The sequence below is a fragment of the Lewinella sp. W8 genome (genome assembly GCF_004375085.3).
In the GTDB taxonomy this organism is placed as follows: Bacteria; Bacteroidota; Bacteroidia; order Chitinophagales; family Saprospiraceae; genus Neolewinella.
The window spans coordinates 22,386-42,079 of sequence record NZ_SNAQ03000023.1; the positions used below are offsets into that span (position 1 = coordinate 22,386).

Here is a 19,694-nt window from a genome sequence, read left to right on the forward strand (position 1 = left end):
ATCAATAGAAGCTCCACACCTAGCCCATACGCTCAACAATGACCTTACGGTCCAACGCTCCTTTGAGTCTCCGCCTAATCACTGACTCAACCTCGTCCAATTGTCTAATACCTGAGGAAGAACCTTAGGCTCAAGACCGCAAATACCCCAATCTTTCCAAATCATCCTCCCCTTTGATCAGATGAACCTTCCCCCCCTGGATTAGGTACAATTCATCCGATAGGTCAACGATATCCCGATACATATGGTCCGAAAGGATAATCCCCTTGTTGGTTCGCTCCCGTCGGATTACCTTCTTTAATTCTTCGACGTGAATTGGCATAAGCTGAGAGAACGGCTCGTCCAGGATACAAAACTTCGTTTTCGAAGTGAGCACCACGAAAGCCTCCACGATGCGTCTTTGCCCCGATGAAAGCGCGGACATCCGAGCGTTTCGGTACGGGGTGAACTCGGGAAAATGATGGAACAGATCCGAAAGCTCAACTTCAAAATCATCAAAAACTCTCCTGATCCTCAGGTGCCGGGGGGCAAAATTGTGCTGCGGCAAATACATGATATCTTGCGGAGAGCGTCGGGAAGTACCGTAAGCCGTACCGTTGAGCCGTACGGATTGCGAACTGGCGACTAACTCACCAAATATTACTCTGAAGAGGCTGGACTTACCCGTGCCGTTCCTCCCCAATACTCCCGTGATCCTACCCGTCGCTGATTTCAGGTAAACATCCCGTAGCACCGGCTCATTATCGAACGCCAGCATTACCCCGTCAACTTCCAGTACGTGCTTCATCTCAGAGTGAAGGTAATCATGATCGTGGCCGCAAAAAGGACAACCTCCACGAATGCTGCGACCGTCCAGAGTAGCCGTTTAGATACACCAAGGTTTTTGTAGTAAATGAATTCCTTGGCTTTAATCTCGCTGACGAAATAGTAGGTCAATAATAGGGTAATCACCTTAAACCAAAACAGGTACTTGAACGTCGCGATCCCCCAGGTGGATAGAATGATCGTACAGGCGCCATTAATCAATACGCCCACCAGCACGCAGGATTGGTAAAAGGTGAAGAACAACTGTACTGTTTTCATTTTGCTTTTCATCAGTTGGAAGCTCCATCCAATTTGGTCACTCATAACGTCGGCTCACGTTATTCTTTATCCAGCAGATGCCGCAGTTCCGTAGACCTCACCTCTCCCGTCAGGGGGTTCGCCACCAGGGTTTCAATATGAATTCCCCGCGCAATATCTGCGGGCGCAATTCCCCGATACTCCACCTCGCCGTTTTCCTTGGTCGCCAGTGTATCCCCGTTAATTACGACCCAGGCACGATCCGGCCCGTAATTGTCCGAAAAGTAGGCGAGCTGCATGGATAGGTGGAGAGAATCTCCCGGACGTACGTCCCTGGGAATATTCGCAATCACGGGCAAGTTGTAATCCCATCCACATATTTGTCGGACGGTATAAATTGAATTCAACGCAGAAAAAAGCCGCATCTGGTTGTGTAGTAAAAGCGAAAGTATTTGTGCCCTGGCGTAGCGGTAAGCCTCCCGGCTTTCGGCCCGAAATTCGGGTAATTCCGCAATGGTTTCCAGTGCGTAAACTTCTCGGTCCAGCATGTGAAGATGAGCGATTACATCGGCGGGGCGGAATCCAACTAACTCCTGTTTCCCCAACAACAGGGCTTGATAATTCTCCCGCCACCGGCTTTGTTGCCACCGACTTTCCGTCAGGGCCGTACGCAGTACCTCCTGTCCTCGCACTGGCAAATATTTCTCCGGAGAAAAGTCAGTCAATAACTCCTCCACCGACGCAAAACCCCGTTCAAGCTCGGCGTTAAACCCAAGAATAAACCTGAACTGTTCCTTTGCCTTATCCTCCAGTAACCGTTCCGCACGGACTACTTCTACTGCATATTGCTCAAATTGCTGCTCCAGCAGCACCTCCGCCATCTCGGCGCGTAACCGGGCGGTAGCGGGGTCGTGGCGTTGCAGGTAGTCGGTGCCCAGGGTCACGCTCAGGCCCACGGAGATGCAGCCCAGGGTAAAAATGAGGAGCGCACGCCAGAATTTCATGGAAACGGGTTTGGTGTAGAGGGATAACGCAATTTTGGCGCAAGCGCAGGTGCCAGCCCATCCCCTTAACGGCCAGGTTGGATAATATTTATCAGACACCCGACTGGACTACAAAACGCATATCCCCAAAATAAGCAAGCCCGACAAATTCGGACCCGTAGGTCCGAGTTTGTCGGGCTTGCAATCTCCAGGGGGATCGAACCTTACGGTTTCGCATTCCTGGGAGATGATATTATCATTGTCGGTTACGGCAGCAGCACCCGGTCAATCATGTGGACCACCCCATTCACCGTTTGTACGTCTGGGATAAGCATGTTAGCCACCTGGCTGTTGTTATTACCTTGCACCGTAAGTACGCCGTTGTTGAAGGCGCCCACGCTGAGTGGGCTTTCTCCCAGCGGAGTGATCGTCCCCTGGTTCATCTCTGAAGTAAACTTACCGCCATCGGCGATGACGTGGTTGAGCAGCACCGCGGCCACGGTTTCCTTGGGCAGCTTACGGATGTCTTCGGGCTGTTCGAGGGACACGCCCAGGTCTTCGCCCAACTGGCGGAAGGCGGCATCCGAAGGCGCGAATACCGTAAAGGACGGACTACCCTCCGCGGCGGTCAAAGCCCCCGCCAATTCGGCGTAGACCACGGCTTCCACCAGGAAGGTAAGCTCGGGCGTCCGGAAAACCTCCGAACTGGCCAGGGCGATGGCGGACTGCACAATATCAACGCCGGTAGCCAGGAGGACCTTGTCAATGACGTGCACCGTACCGTTTTCGGCCTGCACGTCGGTTGCCAGGATCTGGGAACCGTTGATGTACAGGTCTCCATCACGATTGATGAAGCGGCGATCAGGGCCCAACAGGGAGCCGGACACCATGCCTTCTCCAACCTCGGCGCCAGGAAGGTTGCCGTTGGAAACGTGGTAGAGCAGGGTATTGGTCAAAAAGCTTTTGTTGAGGACCGCAAAATCACCTTCCGCGACCAACCCCAATCGGCCAAAGGCCGCGTTGTTGGGGGCAAAAACCGTGAAATCACTTGTAAGGTCATTGGGGTTTGGGTTAGAGAGTGTGACGGCTACCCCACCCTGAACGGCGGCAGCTTCCAGTTGGCTGAAATCCGCATTGGTAACCGCGATGGCCGCAATGGTCGGTCGGGCGGGTTCGTCCTTTTCACAGCTTGAAAAACTAAAGAGCACGAGGGCCGTAATGGCCGCAGCAAAAAATTTATTGATTGACATTCTTGTCTAATTGTATTGGTTAAAGATTTGGTGGAGCGGGGCTTAGAAACTGTAGGTTACGGCGCCGGAGAACCCGGTTGATTGCCCTACGTTTCTGCCGTTGAGGTACCGGCTGGCGCTGGCCGACAGGCCGAATCCTCCACCTACCGGAGCAAAGAGCGTGACGCCCGCCCGGGAAAAACTGACGTCAGTAGCCGGGAAAAAGCCCGTAAAGCCCTCACCCAAAATATTTACACCACTGGTCGAAACCTGACCAGCGTACCAAGCATCCACGTAAAACTTGCTGCCGGCGTAGCCCGCCCGGATTTCTCCCAGGACGGCATTGGGTACATCGTTGCTGCGCAAGCTGTAGCCAGCCTGGGTGGTCAGAAATACCCCCGAGGGCATACGGAATTGCGCCATGGCTAAACCAGTGACACTCGTGGCCCGGTTACCAATCGCCAGGATGGACTGCAAGCCTTCGTCAACCGCATAATCGCCAATTGGCGCGCTGATACCACCGCCCAGCATGAAGTGCAGGTCGTTTTCACCTACGGCGAAACTCACGGGGTTGTAGCGCAGGAAAACGGACAGGTCCTGGACGCCACTGCGGCTATTTTCGAAGCCCAGCTCATCGAGTACGCCCTGCGAAGCGTTGCCCGTAGTGCTGATGTGGGGCAGCGCCGCCACTACGTCCCAGCGGTCACTCAGTCCGTAAGTACCAAATATGGAAACGCTGTTGACGTCAACCTCATTAAATACGGGTACACCTTCGGCATCGGTGGGCACCAAAAACACGTTGTCGTAGCTTTCAGCGGTGTAAGAAAGGGCGATCGTGCCTTTTCCCTTACCGTTCATGAAGCCACTTAGTAAGCTTTGGGCCTGCATATTTATGCCCCAAAGCAGTAATAAAAAAACAATTGGAAGTCGGAAGAAATTCATAATAGTTTGCATTTGGGCAAAGGGTGTTCTGCTTGCGCGATGGGCTTAAGGGCCCGGCAAGTGCAATCCTCTGCAGTAAAAAAGGGGGTGAATGAATTACACTTCTACTTACGAGGTAAGCGAGGCTTCCGGTTTCACAATTGCCTAATTTTTTCCGCGCGTTTCAACTGCTTTGCTTCTGACACGGTGACCGTATTTCCCCGAATGCACAAAATTCCAACTCCCGCCGTCAACACTATTCAGAGAAGCGTACTCTCCTCTACATCAAAAATCAAACGCCATACGTCAAACGTCAAATCTCCAACATCACCTATCTTCCCGTTTCTTTCCTGACCAAGCACACATTCATGAGATACAACTTCCTACTTTCTTTGCTCCTCCTGTTATTTTCCGGCACCTGCGTCCTCGCCCAAAAAAGCACCTCGGTGGCGGATCGCGACGCGGGATACCAGCAGCGACTGGCCCTGGAAAAGAACAGCCCCACCGCCGGCCTGGAGGCCGTCAACATCGGCCCCACCATCATGAGCGGACGGGTAACGGATCTGGCCGTGGATCCTAATGACCCCACTCACTTTTATGCCGCCTACGCCAGTGGTGGCCTCTGGGAAACCCACGACAACGGCATCACCTTCTCTCCCCTTTTCGAACGGGAAGCCGTGATGACCATCGGCGCCATTGACGTGCACTGGCCCAGTGGCACCATCTACCTGGGCTCCGGTGAAGTCAACTCCAGTCGCTCCAGTTACGCCGGTAACGGAATGTACAAGAGTACCGACGGTGGAAAAACCTGGATGCACCTGGGGCTGGACGACACCCACCACATCGGTCGCGTAATCGTGGACGCCAAAGACCCCAACACCGTTTGGGTGGCCGCCCTCGGACACCTCTACGGCCGCAACCTCGAGCGGGGCATCTATAAAACTACCGACGGCGGCAAGAGCTGGTCCAAAACGCTGTTCGTAGACGACCAGACGGGAGCCGTGGAACTCGTGCAGGACCCCCGCAATCCCAACGAACTCTTCGCCGCCACCTGGCAGCGGCAGCGGTGGGCCTGGGACTTCCTGGAGTCTGGTCCCGGCTCCGGCATCTACCACAGTAAGGACGGAGGCGACAGCTGGAAGCTGATCACGACGGGTGGTGACGGTTTCCCCACCGGAGAGGGCGCCGGCCGCATCGGTCTGGCCGTCAGCTACGACGACCGCGGCAACCGCCACCTGTACGCCAGTATCGACAATTATTTCCGCCGCGATAAAACTGACGAGGAGGAAGACGGCCTCACCAAGGACGCCCTGCGCAACATGAGTGCCGCGGCTTTCGCCGACGTCGACGATAAGGAGCTCGGCAGCTTCCTGCGCAGCAACGGCTTCCCCCGTGACCTGAAGCCGAGCGCCCTCAAAAAACGGGTGGCCGACGGAGAACTGCGCCCCGTCCAACTCGTAGAATACCTGGAAGACGCCAATTCCCTGCTGTTCGACACGCCGGTGAAGGGTTTCGAACTTTACCACACCACCAACGACGGCCGTAAGTGGACGCGCACCCACGAGGACTACCTCGACGGCATCTACTTCAGCTACGGCTATTACTTCGGATTCCTCACCGTGCATCCGGAAGATCCGTCCACCATCTACGCCCTGGGCGTCCCCATGGTCAAGTCTACCGACGGCGGGAAAACCTGGAGTGGCGCCAACGGCGACAACGTACACAGTGACCACCACGTGCTGTGGATCAACCCCGACCGGCCGGATCACCTCATCAACGGCAATGACGGCGGGGTGAACATCAGCTACGACGGCGGAGAAAACTGGTTCAAGGCCAACATGCCCTCCGTGGGGCAATTCTACGCCATTGCCGTAGACGACCACCCCGATGGCTACCGCGTATACGGCGGCCTGCAGGACAACGGCACCTGGCGCGGACCGGGCAACTACCGCCCCGGACGCGGCTGGCACGGTGGCGGGCAGTACCCCTACGAACGCCTCTTCGGTGGTGACGGCATGCAGGTGGAAGTGGACCCCCGCGACAACGAAACCGTTTACGTCGGTCTGCAATTCGGCAACTACGCCCGGGTGAATCCCAAAACGGGAGAACGCAAGTTCATCACCCCCAAGCACGAACTCGGGGAGCGCCCCTACCGCTGGAACTGGCAATCCCCCATCCTGGTCAGTAAGCACGTGCCCGAACTCTTCTACATGGGCAGCAACTTCCTGCACCGCAGCTTCAACCGGGGCGACAAGTTCGAGATCATCAGCCCCGACCTCACCCAGGGCGGCAAGAAGGGAGACGTGGCCTACGGCACCCTGACGACGATCGACGAAAGTCCGCTCCGCTTCGGGCTGCTGTACGTCGGCAGCGACGACGGCCTGGTGCACCGCACCACTGACGGCGGCGCCAACTGGGTCAAGCTCAACAACGGCCTACCCAAAGACCTCTGGGTAAGCCGCGTGGAGGCCAGTCACCACGACGAAAACGTGGTCTATCTGACCCTGAACGGCTACCGCTACGACGACTTCAACAGCTACGTCTACCGAAGTGAAGACCAGGGCGGAACCTGGGAACGCATCGGGATGGACCTCCCCGCCGAACCGGTCAACGTCATTCTGGAGGACCCGGCCAACCCCGAGCTGCTGTACGTAGGAACCGACCACGGCCTCTACGTCAGCATGGATGGCGGCAAGAGTTTCTCCGCCGGACCGTTGGATCTGCCCAACGTGGCCGTCCATGATCTCGTAGTGCAGACGACGGCCAAAGACCTCGTCATCGGCACCCACGGTCGGTCCATCTACCGCACCGACGTCACCCTGCTGCAACAAATTGCCGGTCAGGCGTCACCGTCGCTGACGATGGGTAAAGTGGCTCCGGCCCGTTATTCCTCCCGTTACGGTGCCAGTAGCTGGTACAGCGATGACACCAGCCCAAAACGGGACGTAGCGGTCTATTCCCCGGTAGCCGGCAAGGGAATGCTGGAGGTGATGGCCGACGACGGCACCACCCTGCAAAGTATGGAAGTAGAGCTGGCGGAGGGCTTCGGCACCCTCAGCTACGACCTCTCCGTCGCCGCCGATAAGGTGGCGGCCTACACCGCCCTCCTCAACAAGGATAAAAAAGAAGACGAGGACCCCGTTGACGTCAAGGCCGCCGACAATGGTGCCTACTACCTCCGGGCCGGCAAATACACCCTCAAACTCAGCGTCGGCGACCAGGAGGCCAAAACCATGCTGGAGGTGAAGTGAGCATGAGGCTATAAGCCTGAGGATTGAGGATACAGGCTTAATTATCCAGGCCAACTCTAAAATCTGCCCCGTCGGACAATTCCGGCGGGGCAGATTGCTTTTAGAGGCAACGTTCTCCGAAAACTTACGTCCCTAAGGATATGAGACTAGTAATTGCCTTTTTTCTCCTGATGGGCCTGACACCCGTGCGGGCCCAGGATACCCAGCCACTTTCCATTGAGCACACCATTACCTCACAAGCTTTCGGCGACGAGCGAAAGGTGACGGTGTACCTTCCTCCCAACTACTACAATCGTCCGGAGGTGAGATACACCGTCACCTACGTACTCGATGGTCACTACGCTCCCTTCATTGACCTGGTGGTCAAAACCCTGGAGTATAACGTGAACGCTCGCAAGATTACGCCCACCATCGTGGTGGGCATCCACGCCAGGCGACGGGGACAGGAATTCACGATGCCCATGTCTCCCGAAGCAGAACGGGAGGGTCGGGCGGACGCCCTGCAGCAACACTTCCGCGATGAAGTCTTTCCACTAATCGACTCTCTGTATCCCGACCGGCAGGAATATCGATCCATCATTGGTCATTCAAGCGGGGGGCTGTTCGTGTTGCATACCCTTTTTGGGAAGGCCGCGGACTTATTTGATGGCTACGTGGCCATCAGCCCGGCCCTGCGGCCGGGAAACAACAACATCCTGCCCGATGCCACCGATCGGCTGGCGCAGGGAAAGCCCCTCCATAAATTTCTGTACTGCTCGGCCGGCACCGTCGGGGAGCGGGAGGAGCTGTTCGGCGGAGCGGTCAAACGCATCGATGCCCTGTTGCAGTCCCAGCCCGATCACGGCCTGTACTGGGAAAAAACGATTTTCGAGGGACTGGACCACTGGTCCGTCGTCGGCCCCTCCGTGCTGGACGGCGCCCTGCGGCAGACCCGGGCCTTTCGGGCGGACATGAAAAACATCGTCGACTTTGCCCGGGACGGGAGCACGCCCCTTAAGGAACGACTCGATGCCTTCTACGCTAAGAATAAATCGAAGTATGGTTTTGCGGACCTGCCCTCCGATCGCTATCTCCGATCGGTATCCAGGGAGCTGGAGCGCTTGGAACATACCGAGCAGGCGGTGGCCCTGATGGAATGGTCGCTCGGGCAGTATCCAGACAATTTTCGGCTGACCAAAGAACACGCTATGCTGCTGGCGAGCATGGGGAAAATCGGGGCTGCCCGCAAAGGCTTCGGCACCTGTCTCAGCCTACTCAAACGCCAGAAAGAGGACATGGACCAGGAGGTTTACGCCGCCAACGTGCAGGACATCGAGGAACGACTGGCGAAGCTGAAGTAAGGGAGTGGCGGGGCTTCCCCGGTGCGGGGTGAGTCCCAAAATCCGGTATTCAGTTGGGGTGAAGTCCACCATTGATTACCCTGACCGAAAACCACCGGAAAAAGCTTGCTTCCCGCCCGTGGTGTGCATGGTCGGGCGAGCGCAGGCCGATCGTTGGTCTGAGGCAAAAGAGAAGGCTGAACGAAAACCACCGGAATAGGCTTGCTCCCCGCCCGTGGTGGGCATGGTCGGCAAGTGAAAGCCGATCGTTGGGCTGAGGCAAAGAAGGCTGAACGAAATCCACCGGAATAGGCTTGCTCCCCGCCCGTGGTGGGCATGGTCGGCAAGTGCAAGCCGATCGTTGGGCTGAGGCAAAGAAGGCTGAACGAAATCCACCGGAATAGGCTTGCTCCGCAAGCCGGTCGTAATGGCAAAGATTAAGGTCCAGTCCAAAGCCCCCCCCCTGGAAGAAGCTTACTCCCCGCCCGTGGTGGGCATGGTCGGGCAAGCGCAGGCCGGTCGTAAAGCAAAGCAATCAGCGCGGCCAACACTGAAACAGGAGTCCTTAGGGAGTTTTTCGGTTTACGGTGGAGTAGTTGAATTATGGCGGAGCAGGTGCCCAGATCATTCCCGGGTGCCATCATCCGGGATGAATTGCTCCACTTTAACCTTTCCTTAAAACACAAGGGACGGCAAGGCGGCGTCAATAGGAAAGAGCACTCCCCGATTGATATGCCGGCCATTTGGAAATACTACCTTGATACCACCTTGTTTAATCTGGGATTTTCCATCCTCGTGGGGCTTTACGCCGGTCCGGTGTGGTCGCTGCTCACCTTTGCTTCCTTCGGTACGGGCGTTGGCTTCCTGGGGTACGGCTATTTCCGGGAAGCCGAGTATTATTTCTACCGGAACCTGGGTTACACCAAAGGAGCATTGATGGCGCGGGTATGGGTCTTCAACCTCATCGTGGTCGTCATCGCGCTTGGCGCGTTCGCCATCATCAGCAAGCTGTTCTCATGAAACTGTCCATCAGGAACGCCACCAAGTCTTTCGGGAAAAAATGGGTATTTTCTGATTTGTCCCTGGAGGTATCACGCGGAGAGATCGTGGGCCTCTTTGGGAGAAATGGAAGCGGAAAATCTACGCTCCTCAGGATGATCTTTGGCACCCTGTCCCGATCAAATCGAGGATTCCGCTCCGCTACACGCTCCGACGCCCTCCGTCTGACGATGGACGAGAAAATGATCGCCCCGAAACGCGTCATCCCCGATCAGTGGGTCGCCTATCTGCCCCAGCACAAGTTTCTGCCCGCCAGGATGCGCATTCGGAACATCGTACCGCTCTATTTCCAGGATGAGGAAACGCTGGACAGCATCTTCTACGCCCCGACGGTCTCGCAGATCGAAAATCGCACCCCCGCAGAGCTGTCCGTCGGTCAGCGGAAGTACGTAGAAATTTTGCTGGTGGCGCACCTACCCCACCCCTTCTTGCTGCTCGATGAACCCTTCTCCATGATTGATCCGCAGTACGCAGAACTGATCGAAGAACGGCTCACCGAACTAAAGAAATCCAAGGGCATTCTGCTGACCGACCATTACTACCGGCACGTGCTGCGGATTGCGGACCGCAACTTCCTTCTTAAAGACGGAAGCATACATCCGGTAGCGGGAGAACGGGCGTTGCGGGAAGGGGGGTACCTACCCGCACCACGCGACCGTTGACCTTTATTTGAGGTGGTCCGGCAGCGGAATATCGCCCGCATCCGGCCCGGTAACGGCCGCTCCCCGCTGCGGCGCGATGGGGATCAGTCCCGTCCAGATTTGGTGGTCCGCTTCCGCTTCGACGAAGGTCGGTGGTCCCTGCCGAACCTTTGCCGAAGCTTCGGTAATCGGCACGCCGATGGCCATCGTCTTGTCCATTTGTTTTTGGGTCATTGGGATCAGGTAATCCCAGGAACCGGGTACCATTTTTTCTGTCAGTTGCTTGAAGGCTTCGTACTTCAATTCCTGGTCCTCAATCACGGTCGGTTTCCCGTAAAGCACCACCGAGCGGTAGTTGATGGAATGGTTGAAGGCCGTTTTGGCCACCACGATATCGTCCGCCAGGGTCACCGTAATGCATACCTCATCCAATTGGGCCAGGCTGCGGAAGAAGTGGCTGCCCACCGAGGCGTGAAAGTAGACGCTGTCCCCCACCCTAACGATCGATTGGGGAATACTGCGTACCCGACCCTCCCAGACAAAACTCATGGTACAAAAGAGCGCTTCGTCGAGAATCGGATAGATGGTTTCGGCATCGTAGTGCGCCCGCTTCGGGTAGCGGGAGGGGCGGAGTCGGTCGGTGGTGGCCATACAGCTAATTTTGCTGCGTCAAAGCTAAGGCCCTGCTCCGGAAACGGCACCCCATCGATCAGAAAGGGTATCCGAAAGCGATCACGTACCGCAGGGAGCGATCCGGGGCATCCCCCACGACCCGGTTGGGGATGCGTTGATCCGCCAGAATGTCTTCGTACGGAATCCGGAGGGGTTTGGCCAGATCTAGGCGGAGCACGAGGAATTGCAGGTCGAAGCGGAAGCCTACGCCCGCGTTCAGGGCCAGTTCACGGAAAAAGTTGGCGGCCCGGAAGTCGGTATCCAGGGGTTCCAGTTCCGTGCGGTAGGTCCAGATGTTTCCCGCATCCGCAAAAAGGGCAAGCTCCAGGGGATAGAACAGCCGCTGGCGGAATTCCACGCTGCTCTCCAGTAGCACGTTGCCGTAGCCACCGAAGGTGAGTAGGTTGTTGTTGATGGGCGCCGTGCGGCCCGGACCGAGCTGCCGGGGGATGAACCCCCGAAGACTGTTCGGACCGCCAATGGTGAACAGGTCAAAGTAGGGAACGATGGCCCGCTCGGAGAAGGGGTAGGCAATTCCACCGTGCAGGCGAATGGCCAGTTGTTGCTGGGAACTGAAGGACCAGTAATAGCGCAGGTCCGTTTCCAGAATGGGGTAAATGCTCGTTTCCCGACCGTCGGAAAAGTTCCGGGTGCCTACGGGGAAGATGTTGTTCCAGTTCAGGGAAACCGTTTGTTGCCAGAAGAGCTCGTGCTTTCCGGTTCCATCCTTGCGGGTATCGTAGTTGAAGATGTATTCCGGGGAGAGGACGATCATCCGGTCAAACCGACTCGGACCGGCCACTTCCGTTCCCGGGGCCACCCCGAGGCCGCGGGCCAGGTCCAGGACCTCCTCATTACGTACTCCCGGGTTCTGAAACCGCAGGCTGAAGGGATAGAACAGGTGCGTCTTATCGATGCGCTGCCGCCAGGTGTACCCAAGCTTGGTGCCAATTTGCAGCAGACTGATCCGTTCGCTGGCCGTGGAATCTGTCTCCACTATCTCGGCCAGTTCCCCCAGGGACTGGGTTTCGATCTCCCCCGAAAATCCGGCCAGGTTCAGGTTCAGCGTTTCCAACTTGCCACTCATTTCGACTACCGTTCCACTGGTGATCAGCTGCGGGTTTTCCTTCCGCTGCCAGGGCAGCCACATCCTGGGTACCTGCAGACTAGCCGTCAGGCCATAGATACCCGAGCGCGGAATCCGGGAACTGTTGTCATCCCCCAGAAAGACTGCGTAACTGAAGTCTCCTTCAATGCGCAGCAACTCCGCCCCCCGGAACAGGTTACGGTTGATGTAGGCCAACCGCAAATTGGGTCCGAAATACTGGGCGTTATTGTAGGTAAGTCCAACTTCGCCCTCAAATCTTCGCCGGAGGCGGGGCTGCAGGTAGGCGTTGAGCACCAGGGCCGTATCCGTCCCCGGCACCCGCTCGTAGTTCAGGCTGATGTAGCGGAAGGTGTTGTAATCCGCCAGACGCCGCAGGGTCTTGTCGTGCTTTACGGGACTGTAAAGATCACCCGCCGATTGTGCGAAACCCTCATCGACGATTTCCGGGCGCAGGGGGCAGTCCTCACAGATGATGGTCAGTCCGCCCACCCGGGTGGTGTCCGGACGGCGGGCGGCAGCCCGGACCTGGGGATCACGGTTTGGGTATACGTTAACCTCTACGATCCGCTGAGGCGCCAGATGGTTTGGCGGAACGCCATCCTTTAGTTTCACCAGCATGTCTACCTGGTGATTTCCCGCCACGGTATCGGCCAGAAAAAGAAAGTCGTCGCTGCGGGCGTAGTAATAGCCCGCACGCCGCAGGGCCAACTCCCAGTTTTGCCGCTGGGTTTTGATCAGGTCCAGATTATACTGGGTGCCGGGTTCGAGGAGGTTGGGAACCTCCGGGTCCCGAATCACTTTTGCTACCGAGGAGTCCGTCAGGAAGTAGGCCGTGGAGTCCAGTCGGTAGGGATGCCCCACCCGCAGTTCGTAGGCGACGCTGATCTCGCGGGTCTGCCGGTTGGTGTCCAGTTGATAGGAAACTTCATTGTTGAAGTATCCGCTGTTGCTGGCCCGGTTTTCGAGCAGGGTGCTCACCGTTCCGGCCAGGCGATCGTCATAGAAAATGGGTTCGTCGCCCTTCTCTTCGCGGCCCTCGTACTTCTCCGGGCGCTTGTCTGCCTTTTCCTGCCAGCGGTAATAGCGCCACACCGAATAGTAGCCGAGCAGGGGTACTTTTTGGTTCGTGCTGTTTTCCAGCACGCCGTTCGCCGCCAACTCCAAATCCCCCACGCTGACCGAATCGGGGGCCTCAATGGTCACCGATGCCCCGCGGTAGAGGTATTCGTTTTCGGGTAGGTACTTGGTCACGTTGCAGCTGCTTGCTCCCAGGGCAAGCGACAACAGGGACAGGAAAAACCAGACGGGTAAGCCGAACGGACCCGCCCCTTCCGGCCGGACTTCCCGACCCGCAAAAAGAAAATGATTAGTGTGGTGTTTCCCGGGCATCATTCCTTTTCTTTTTCTTGGTCCTTCTTTCTGCTCCACCCCAGGCGGTCAAAGTCTTTACCAAAGGTGAGTCGCCCCCCGAAGCGAACGACGTTACCCCCCACGAGGATGTCGCGGTCACGGTCATTGAAGAATTTCAGGCGGAAGCTGCCGTCTTCGTTGATGAGGTATTCAGCCGTGATGTTATCGAGGTAGGTCTGATTGGTTCCGGACAGTTCGTCTTCTGCCGTACCCGCGACGCCGTCCACACTGATGATGACCCGGTCGTCAAACAAGCTTTTGCGCAGACTTACCCGTAGGTTCCGCTCCGTCGTACCGGTGTTTTCGTTTTGGTAGCTGTCTACCCCGAAATCCAGCTCGACGAAGCCGATGAGCTGATCGGCAAAACTATTCAGGTAGTTGCCCATCAGCTGATCCAGGGTGGTGTTGACGAGGCTTTCCTGGCCGGCCCCCTGCTCTAGCAGGGGTACGTTGAAGCTGTTGAAGGCCAGGAGCTGGAAGGCCGTGGTGGTCATCCGGCTTTCGTCCTGGCGCAGGGTACCCAGGGCATCCGAGACCACGTCCAGGCCGAGGTTGCCCTCGGCGTCTTCGGGATAGGAGACATTGGTGGTAATGTTGCTGGACTGTAAATCACCGTTCAACCCAACGTCAACGTAGAAGGTCTGCCGGCGCCGAAGTCCGGCCACGGTAGCGCTTTCCCCCAGCACGCCCTGAACCAGTGGCAAGGGAGAGGTCCGGGACAGGTAGCGGATGTTGAGGTCCAACTGAGGATTGATGAGCGGACCGTTGAAGCTCGCCGAGCTTCCGGCGAGCACCTGAAACCGCTTATTGATGATGTTCTGATAAATGAAATCGTAGTAGCCTTCGGTCAGCACCACCCGGCCGGCGGCTTCCTGCCGCCCGTCGGGGTACACCCGGATCGTCAGGTCACCCGTGGCCCGCCCCGTAAACTGCTGCTTGCTGATGGGGTCTACGATAACGTTGACGAGGAGATCCGGCGTAACGCTCAGGTTGAGCACCAGGTCGATGCCCGTCCGCTGCAGCCCGACGGTATCCTGGTTCAGGGTATCCCTGCGGTTAACGTCCCGCCAGCGGTATTGCTCGATGAAGGCCACCACACCTTCGCTTTCCACCAGGCCTTCTTCGGGAATCCGGTAAACGTAGGTAATGCGGGAGTTTTCCTTGGCCGAAGCGTCCACGGTGATGCGCGGCAGGGTGGCCGTGCCTCCGATGTCAACCTCGGCGTCTACGGGCATATAGCCGTAATAATCTTCGTTGTCTTCCTCCGTACTGTTGATGGCCAGGAAATCGTTGGCCACCACCCGAAGGTCCAGTAGGATGCGGTCCAGGGACTGCACCCGCACATTGCCCTGCACCTGCGCCTCGGCGCCCCGCGAATCGTAGATCAACCAGTTATCCCCGAAATTGACGGTTTTGTTCTGGAAACGGATGGGATCTTCGCCCAGGCGGAACCTTTCTCCGAGCAGGCTGATGATCAGCGACGCTTCCCGGAAGCTGGCGCTACCGTCGAAGGTGGGGGACGCGATGGTGCCCCCCAGCTGCAGCGACCCCGTGAGGTAGCCCGTAGGGTCCACCAGGTAGCCCAGGCTGAAGGGTACGGCGCTGGCCAGCTGCAACTTCTCAATATTCAGGTCCAGGTCCATCGGACCGTCGAGGGCGTAGCTCCCGTCCAGCGTCAGCCGGTTTCCGGCGTCGGTGAGGGATACGTCCAGTAGGTAGGTCTGCTCGTCTGCACTGCCGACTTCCGCCCGCAAATCCCCGATTTTGGTTCCCATCCAGCCCAGGTTATCCACCCGCAGGTCTCCCTGCAGGCCGAAGTTGGTCAGGACGTTATCCAGTTCCGCCTCTCCGTTAACCACTCCCCGGGCGACCTCTTCCTCGGAGAACACAATCCGGCTCAGGGTGCGGAGTTCAAAGTCGGAAAAGCGTACGGTAACGTCCCCCGGTTCCAGGCTGTTGGCTTCCAGGGATTGCTCGCCGTTCCGCAGCGCAAAGTTGCGGACGATGAGCTGGTCGCCCGCGATGAGAATTTCGTTATCGACCGGCACCGCCCAGGGCTCAAAGTTGAGCAGTTGTTCGGGTTCCAGGGCCAGACGAATGGTATCCATTTCCGGATCGGCCAACAGGCCGAGGTAGTGCCGTAGGCTATCCTCTTCGGAATACAGCTTCAGCTCCACCAGCAGCTGGTCATCGACCGTTTCTCCGCTGAGTTGGGTCCGCCCGAGTTCGACCTGCTCTGCGTAGCTGATGTCGGCCCAGTCGGCTTCCCACGTCAACTGCTCCGGATCCCCGACGGCCCGGAAGGCCAGCCCCCGGGCCTCCAGCCCGGCGTAATTGATCTCGGGCAAATCAAGGTTCATCAGCAGCTCCGGGCTCGCATCCCGGTAAAGCAGCGACGCCTGCATGGGCGACAGCGCCACGAGGCCATCAATCAGCCCTCCGGTGAGGGGTTGCGGGCGCTTCAGCTGTAGCGTAAAATCCAGGCGCTCACCGTCCTCCACGGGCACGGGCTGCCGTAAATCCTCCTCCCAGTAAGCCCGGATGAACTGCACCATCTTCGCCGGCGTCTTGACGGGGTCGAACCGCCCGAGCAGTTCCGCGTCAAGGACGTCCGAGCGTACGTAAATCTCGTTGTCCAAATCCTGCAGGCTGGCCTCCACCACCAGGCTATCCACGTAGCTGCTACCGGCGGGGCCCCGCAGGAAAACGTCTTCAAACCGCACCAGTGCCTCCGTACTGTAGGGGTCAAGGCCCACGGTGCGGGCCGTCAACCGGCCCTCCAGCAGCAGATCCGCCTCGGTGATGTCCCACCGCTGCAGGTCCACCCGGCGCATGTTCAGTTCGGCTTCGGCCAGGACGACACTGTCGGGTCCGATCCGGTAGTTACCCCTACCTTCGGCCAGGAATGCCGGATGGGTCAGGTTGAACTCCCCGGCGTAATCACTTCCGTTGATCGTGGCCGTCAAATCCATAATTTCTCCCCTGCCCGCTTCGGAGATCGAGGCCGCTACGGCAAGTTGGTTCTCGGGCGTGAGTTGACCGCGCACCTCCGCCGCAATGTCCAATCGGCCAAGACGTAGCGTCTCGAGCGTATCGCGGTACTGCCCGGTAAACAGCTCCGGCAAATTCAGGTCTTTAACGTCTACTTTGACGTCCAGGTCGCTGGGATTGTACCTCCCGCGAATGGTCCACTGCCCGTTGGTGGTGCTGAGGGGAACGTCAAACGTCAGGTTGTTCGGCGTTCCGGAGATGCTGGCGTTACGGATGCTCAGGTTTGGAAGGTTGAGGTTGTCCGGCAGCAGGCTATCCGGTAGGATGGAGCGAATGTCGCTGACGTTGATGGCCAGGTCCGATACGTCTACGTCCAGTCGTAAGTTGTCCGGTTCCAAAACGTTACTGATCTGCCCCCGGATGGTGGCGTAGGTTTCCTCTCCCGGCAGGGACAGCCGGAGGTTCACGTCCAGAGAATCCAGTGGCCCCGTCACCGTTCCGCTGCCCCGGACGAAGTCGGGAATCCGGTAGTCCTCGGGCAGCGTGCCGGGTGGCAGGTAGGCCAACAGGGTGCTGCGCGTAGCCAGCAGGGTATCCAGGTTGACGTCCAGGCTGGTTCGCGGGTAACTTTGCAGTCCGTCCACGACCCCATTGGTGCGCACCCGTGACTGCATACCGTTGCCGAAGCTGCGGTTTTCCACGGCAAACAGGTTGAGTTGCAGCCGGTCGTTGCGGTACTCCGCCCGCCCTTCGGCCACGATCCGTTCCGGCCAGTCGATACCGCCGGGGAGCATTCCTTCCGGGATAAGCGGCAACAGGGGGCCGGGCAGCACACTGAGCTCGTTCAGAAAAAAACGCCCGCTGATGTTCCGTTGGTCCGGGGGGAGTTGAACTTGTCCGCTTCCGTTTACCCGGACGCCGGGTCCCCGCAGTTGGATCCGGCTAATGGCCATATCGGCCAGACTGCCCCGTGCCCGCACGGAAAAATCCAACTTCCGGGAGCGGTTCCCGGCGATCACCGGTTCTCGCCCAATTTCCGGCGCCAGCAGATAAATGTCGTTCAGGCCCAGATAGCCATCCAGTTGAAGTCTGGCGATCAGGTCCTCCGGGGAGCCCCCGGCAAAGTCGTAATTGATGGCGGTATTATCGCTGCGGATGCTACTCGCCCCGGTTTGCAAAGTAAACTCCTCTAACCCCAGGAATTCGGGCGTATACGTGAGGGTGCCTTCGGTTTCCCGGATTTGCAGTCCGCTACGTTCGTTGGCCGTCAATTGGCGCAAGCGCAGGTGCAAAGAATCTCCGAGATAGGCCAGGTCCCCGGTGGTCACGTTGATGGCCGACACGTCCAGGTGATTGTAGTCCATTCCCGGTCCCGCAATGGGTGGCGCGGGCATGTCCAGGCGAACGCTTGCCTCCCTGAGCTCGAATCCTGCCGCCCGGAAATCCAGTAGCCCCTCCGTGGTCAGGGTACCGTTGTCGAGGTGGGCCAGGGGAAGGCCCAGGGCCAGACCCAGGCTATCCATCCGCAGCGTGAAGTCGCTTTCGGTGATGGTGATGTCTTCCGCCGCCAGGTCGATTGGCGTAGGAGAGGATTCCGTGGTGTCCGGAACCGTAGGGCCCTGCGGGAACAGGCTCAGGTTCACGCTAGCTCCCGACAATTCGGCGTAGTCGAGCAGGTATTTTTGCTGCCCCAGGTCGAGTTCGTCCACCCGCCCCACGAGGCGTTCGGCGATGGTGGACAGGGTGGTTCCGGTAGCTTCGTCCTGGTAAAAAATGTCTACTGCCGCCAGGTCTAGCTTGGCGTTACTGGCCAGGATGCTCCAGGGGGTGACCGTGCTGGTGTCCGTGGCGGCGGCCGGCGTTGCGCTTTGACTGCCCATTTCCAGCAGGAAGCCAATATTACCGAGGGAATCGCCCATTCTGATGTCGGCAAAAACCTCCCGGGCGGTGACCTCCGTGATCAGTACTTCTTTTTCCAGCAGGGCAAACATATTCAGGCCCACCCGCAGATATTCCAGGCGGGCAATGGAGTCTCCCGCGGGATTATTGAGATAAACGTCACGTACCGAAACCTCCGAAGGGAATTTCCACCGGATTTCTCCGATGCCCAGATCCGTATCCAGCTGTTTTCGGGCGATATTTTCCACCTTCCCCGTAATCCACTGCTGAACGAAGGGAAGTTGCACGACCAGAAAGAGCACCACCAACAGGGTTGCCAGGCCGGTGATGAACCAGCCAATCCATTTAAGGGCCTTTTTAAGAATGTTTCTTTTGGTCAATGCTTTGGGGAATCGAGAATATTCGGCGAGTATCCGGCGGTTATTCCTCCAAACCTCAATTGCTGCGGAAAGGTTCGCCGGACCGCCATTCGTCAGGGCACCTTCAAATTCGGAGCCGGATCCATTTGATCCGCCGTTTCCTACCTGACGGCACCGTAATTTGCGGCCATGAACTTGATCCTGATCTGTAAGGCCCTGCACGTGGTGGGCTTCATCTCCTGGTTTGCCGGACTTTTCTACCTCGGACGGGTGCTGGTGAATCACGCCGAGGCCGTCAGCGTACCGGCGCCGGAGGGCGATGCGGATGCCCTGCTCCGCCACGGAATTCGCCGGGAAGTTTTGCACGAGGAGTACTCCGCTACGGAAGACCGCGTCTACAAGATCATCGTCAATCCCGCCATGATGATCACCTGGACCGCCGGTCTGGTGATGATCGCCGCCAACGTCAACTACTTCGTTGCGGGAACGCCCGGTTGGCTGCACCTGAAGCTGCTGCTGCTCGTCATGCTGGTAGGCTACCAGATCTACACCAAAGTGAAGCTCATGCGCCCCATGCAGGCCGGCCAAACACCCTTTTCCGGTTGGCAGTTGCGGCTGTGGAACGAAGTACCCACCTTCTTCCTGGTCACGATTTCCTTCGTGGCCGTCCTGGGAAAGGCCGGCCAACTCAATTACCTCTACCTCGGCATCGGGGTCGCTATTTTCTGTCTGCTCGTTTACCGGGCGGCGGTCGCCTACCGCAACCGCCGGGTAGACCAGTAATAAAAAA

The 19,694-nt window shown here is 57.9% G+C and carries 13 protein-coding genes; 5 read left to right on the forward strand and 8 right to left on the reverse strand.

Features of this window, described 5'->3' with window-relative positions:
- Window positions 1-130: 130 nt before the first annotated feature.
- The 5 genes from E1J53_RS20910 to E1J53_RS20930 all read right to left on the reverse strand — a co-directional run bounded on the left by E1J53_RS20910 (window position 131) and on the right by E1J53_RS20930 (window position 4,216).
- Entirely contained in the window at window positions 131-787 is a 657-nt protein-coding gene (locus tag E1J53_RS20910) for an ATP-binding cassette domain-containing protein (RefSeq protein ID WP_134274425.1), read from the reverse strand.
- The gene (locus E1J53_RS20915; RefSeq protein WP_134274424.1) at window positions 784-1,128 is read right to left on the reverse strand and encodes a hypothetical protein; all 345 of its coding nucleotides are present in this window, start codon (window positions 1,126-1,128) and stop codon (window positions 784-786) included. The genes E1J53_RS20910 and E1J53_RS20915 overlap by 4 nt, the downstream gene beginning before the upstream one ends.
- A 14-nt stretch (window positions 1,129-1,142) precedes the next feature.
- On the reverse strand, window positions 1,143-2,066 hold the full coding sequence (locus tag E1J53_RS20920; protein WP_134274423.1) for a hypothetical protein: 924 nt from the start codon (window positions 2,064-2,066) through the stop codon (window positions 1,143-1,145).
- A gap of 245 nt (window positions 2,067-2,311) precedes the next feature.
- A complete protein-coding gene (locus tag E1J53_RS20925) occupies window positions 2,312-3,295 on the reverse strand; it encodes a fasciclin domain-containing protein (RefSeq protein WP_134274422.1) in 984 nt (327 codons plus the stop codon).
- Window positions 3,296-3,337: 42 nt separating this feature from the next.
- Window positions 3,338-4,216, reverse strand: coding sequence for a hypothetical protein (locus E1J53_RS20930; protein ID WP_134274421.1), 879 nt, complete (start codon window positions 4,214-4,216; stop codon window positions 3,338-3,340).
- Window positions 4,217-4,563: 347 nt separating this feature from the next.
- On the opposite strand from E1J53_RS20930, the gene E1J53_RS20935 reads away from it, so the two are divergent.
- The 4 genes from E1J53_RS20935 to E1J53_RS20950 all read left to right on the forward strand — a co-directional run bounded on the left by E1J53_RS20935 (window position 4,564) and on the right by E1J53_RS20950 (window position 10,486).
- Entirely contained in the window at window positions 4,564-7,446 is a 2,883-nt protein-coding gene (locus tag E1J53_RS20935) for a glycosyl hydrolase (protein ID WP_134274420.1), read from the forward strand.
- 140 nt (window positions 7,447-7,586) lie between these two features.
- Window positions 7,587-8,786, forward strand: a complete 1,200-nt coding sequence (locus tag E1J53_RS20940) for an alpha/beta hydrolase (RefSeq protein ID WP_134274419.1) — start codon at window positions 7,587-7,589, stop codon at window positions 8,784-8,786.
- Between the two features lie 594 nt (window positions 8,787-9,380).
- A complete protein-coding gene (locus E1J53_RS20945) occupies window positions 9,381-9,785 on the forward strand; it encodes a hypothetical protein (RefSeq protein WP_134274418.1) in 405 nt (134 codons plus the stop codon).
- Complete coding sequence (locus tag E1J53_RS20950; protein WP_173021586.1) at window positions 9,782-10,486, forward strand: ATP-binding cassette domain-containing protein; 705 nt, start codon at window positions 9,782-9,784, stop codon at window positions 10,484-10,486. Before E1J53_RS20945 ends, E1J53_RS20950 begins: the two co-directional genes overlap by 4 nt.
- 3 nt (window positions 10,487-10,489) lie before the next feature.
- On the opposite strand, the gene E1J53_RS20955 is transcribed toward E1J53_RS20950, so the two are convergent.
- Genes E1J53_RS20955 through E1J53_RS20965 form a run of 3 tightly spaced genes read right to left on the reverse strand, consistent with a single transcriptional unit; the run spans window position 10,490 to window position 18,925 of the window.
- Window positions 10,490-11,116: a pyridoxamine 5'-phosphate oxidase family protein gene (locus E1J53_RS20955; RefSeq protein ID WP_134274416.1), complete on the reverse strand. Its 627-nt coding sequence runs from the start codon at window positions 11,114-11,116 to the stop codon at window positions 10,490-10,492.
- 58 nt (window positions 11,117-11,174) lie between these two features.
- Window positions 11,175-13,637 (reverse strand): BamA/TamA family outer membrane protein, encoded by a 2,463-nt coding sequence (locus tag E1J53_RS20960; protein ID WP_134274415.1) that lies wholly within the window; start codon window positions 13,635-13,637, stop codon window positions 11,175-11,177.
- Entirely contained in the window at window positions 13,634-18,925 is a 5,292-nt protein-coding gene (locus tag E1J53_RS20965) for a translocation/assembly module TamB domain-containing protein (protein WP_173021587.1), read from the reverse strand. Before E1J53_RS20965 ends, E1J53_RS20960 begins: the two co-directional genes overlap by 4 nt.
- A 168-nt stretch (window positions 18,926-19,093) precedes the next feature.
- On the opposite strand from E1J53_RS20965, the gene E1J53_RS20970 reads away from it, so the two are divergent.
- Window positions 19,094-19,687, forward strand: a complete 594-nt coding sequence (locus E1J53_RS20970) for a CopD family protein (RefSeq protein WP_134274413.1) — start codon at window positions 19,094-19,096, stop codon at window positions 19,685-19,687.
- Window positions 19,688-19,694 lie beyond the last annotated feature (7 nt).

Coding starts and splice junctions, on each gene's coding strand:
- E1J53_RS20910 (WP_134274425.1), bottom strand. CDS start 787: ATGAAGCACGTACTGGAAGTTGACGGGGTAATGCTGGCGTTCGATAAT.
- E1J53_RS20915 (WP_134274424.1), bottom strand. CDS start 1,128: ATGAGTGACCAAATTGGATGGAGCTTCCAACTGATGAAAAGCAAAATG.
- E1J53_RS20920 (WP_134274423.1), bottom strand. CDS start 2,066: ATGAAATTCTGGCGTGCGCTCCTCATTTTTACCCTGGGCTGCATCTCC.
- E1J53_RS20925 (WP_134274422.1), bottom strand. CDS start 3,295: ATGTCAATCAATAAATTTTTTGCTGCGGCCATTACGGCCCTCGTGCTC.
- E1J53_RS20930 (WP_134274421.1), bottom strand. CDS start 4,216: ATGAATTTCTTCCGACTTCCAATTGTTTTTTTATTACTGCTTTGGGGC.
- E1J53_RS20935 (WP_134274420.1), top strand. CDS start 4,564: ATGAGATACAACTTCCTACTTTCTTTGCTCCTCCTGTTATTTTCCGGC.
- E1J53_RS20940 (WP_134274419.1), top strand. CDS start 7,587: ATGAGACTAGTAATTGCCTTTTTTCTCCTGATGGGCCTGACACCCGTG.
- E1J53_RS20950 (WP_173021586.1), top strand. CDS start 9,782: ATGAAACTGTCCATCAGGAACGCCACCAAGTCTTTCGGGAAAAAATGG.
- E1J53_RS20955 (WP_134274416.1), bottom strand. CDS start 11,116: ATGGCCACCACCGACCGACTCCGCCCCTCCCGCTACCCGAAGCGGGCG.
- E1J53_RS20960 (WP_134274415.1), bottom strand. CDS start 13,637: ATGATGCCCGGGAAACACCACACTAATCATTTTCTTTTTGCGGGTCGG.
- E1J53_RS20970 (WP_134274413.1), top strand. CDS start 19,094: ATGAACTTGATCCTGATCTGTAAGGCCCTGCACGTGGTGGGCTTCATC.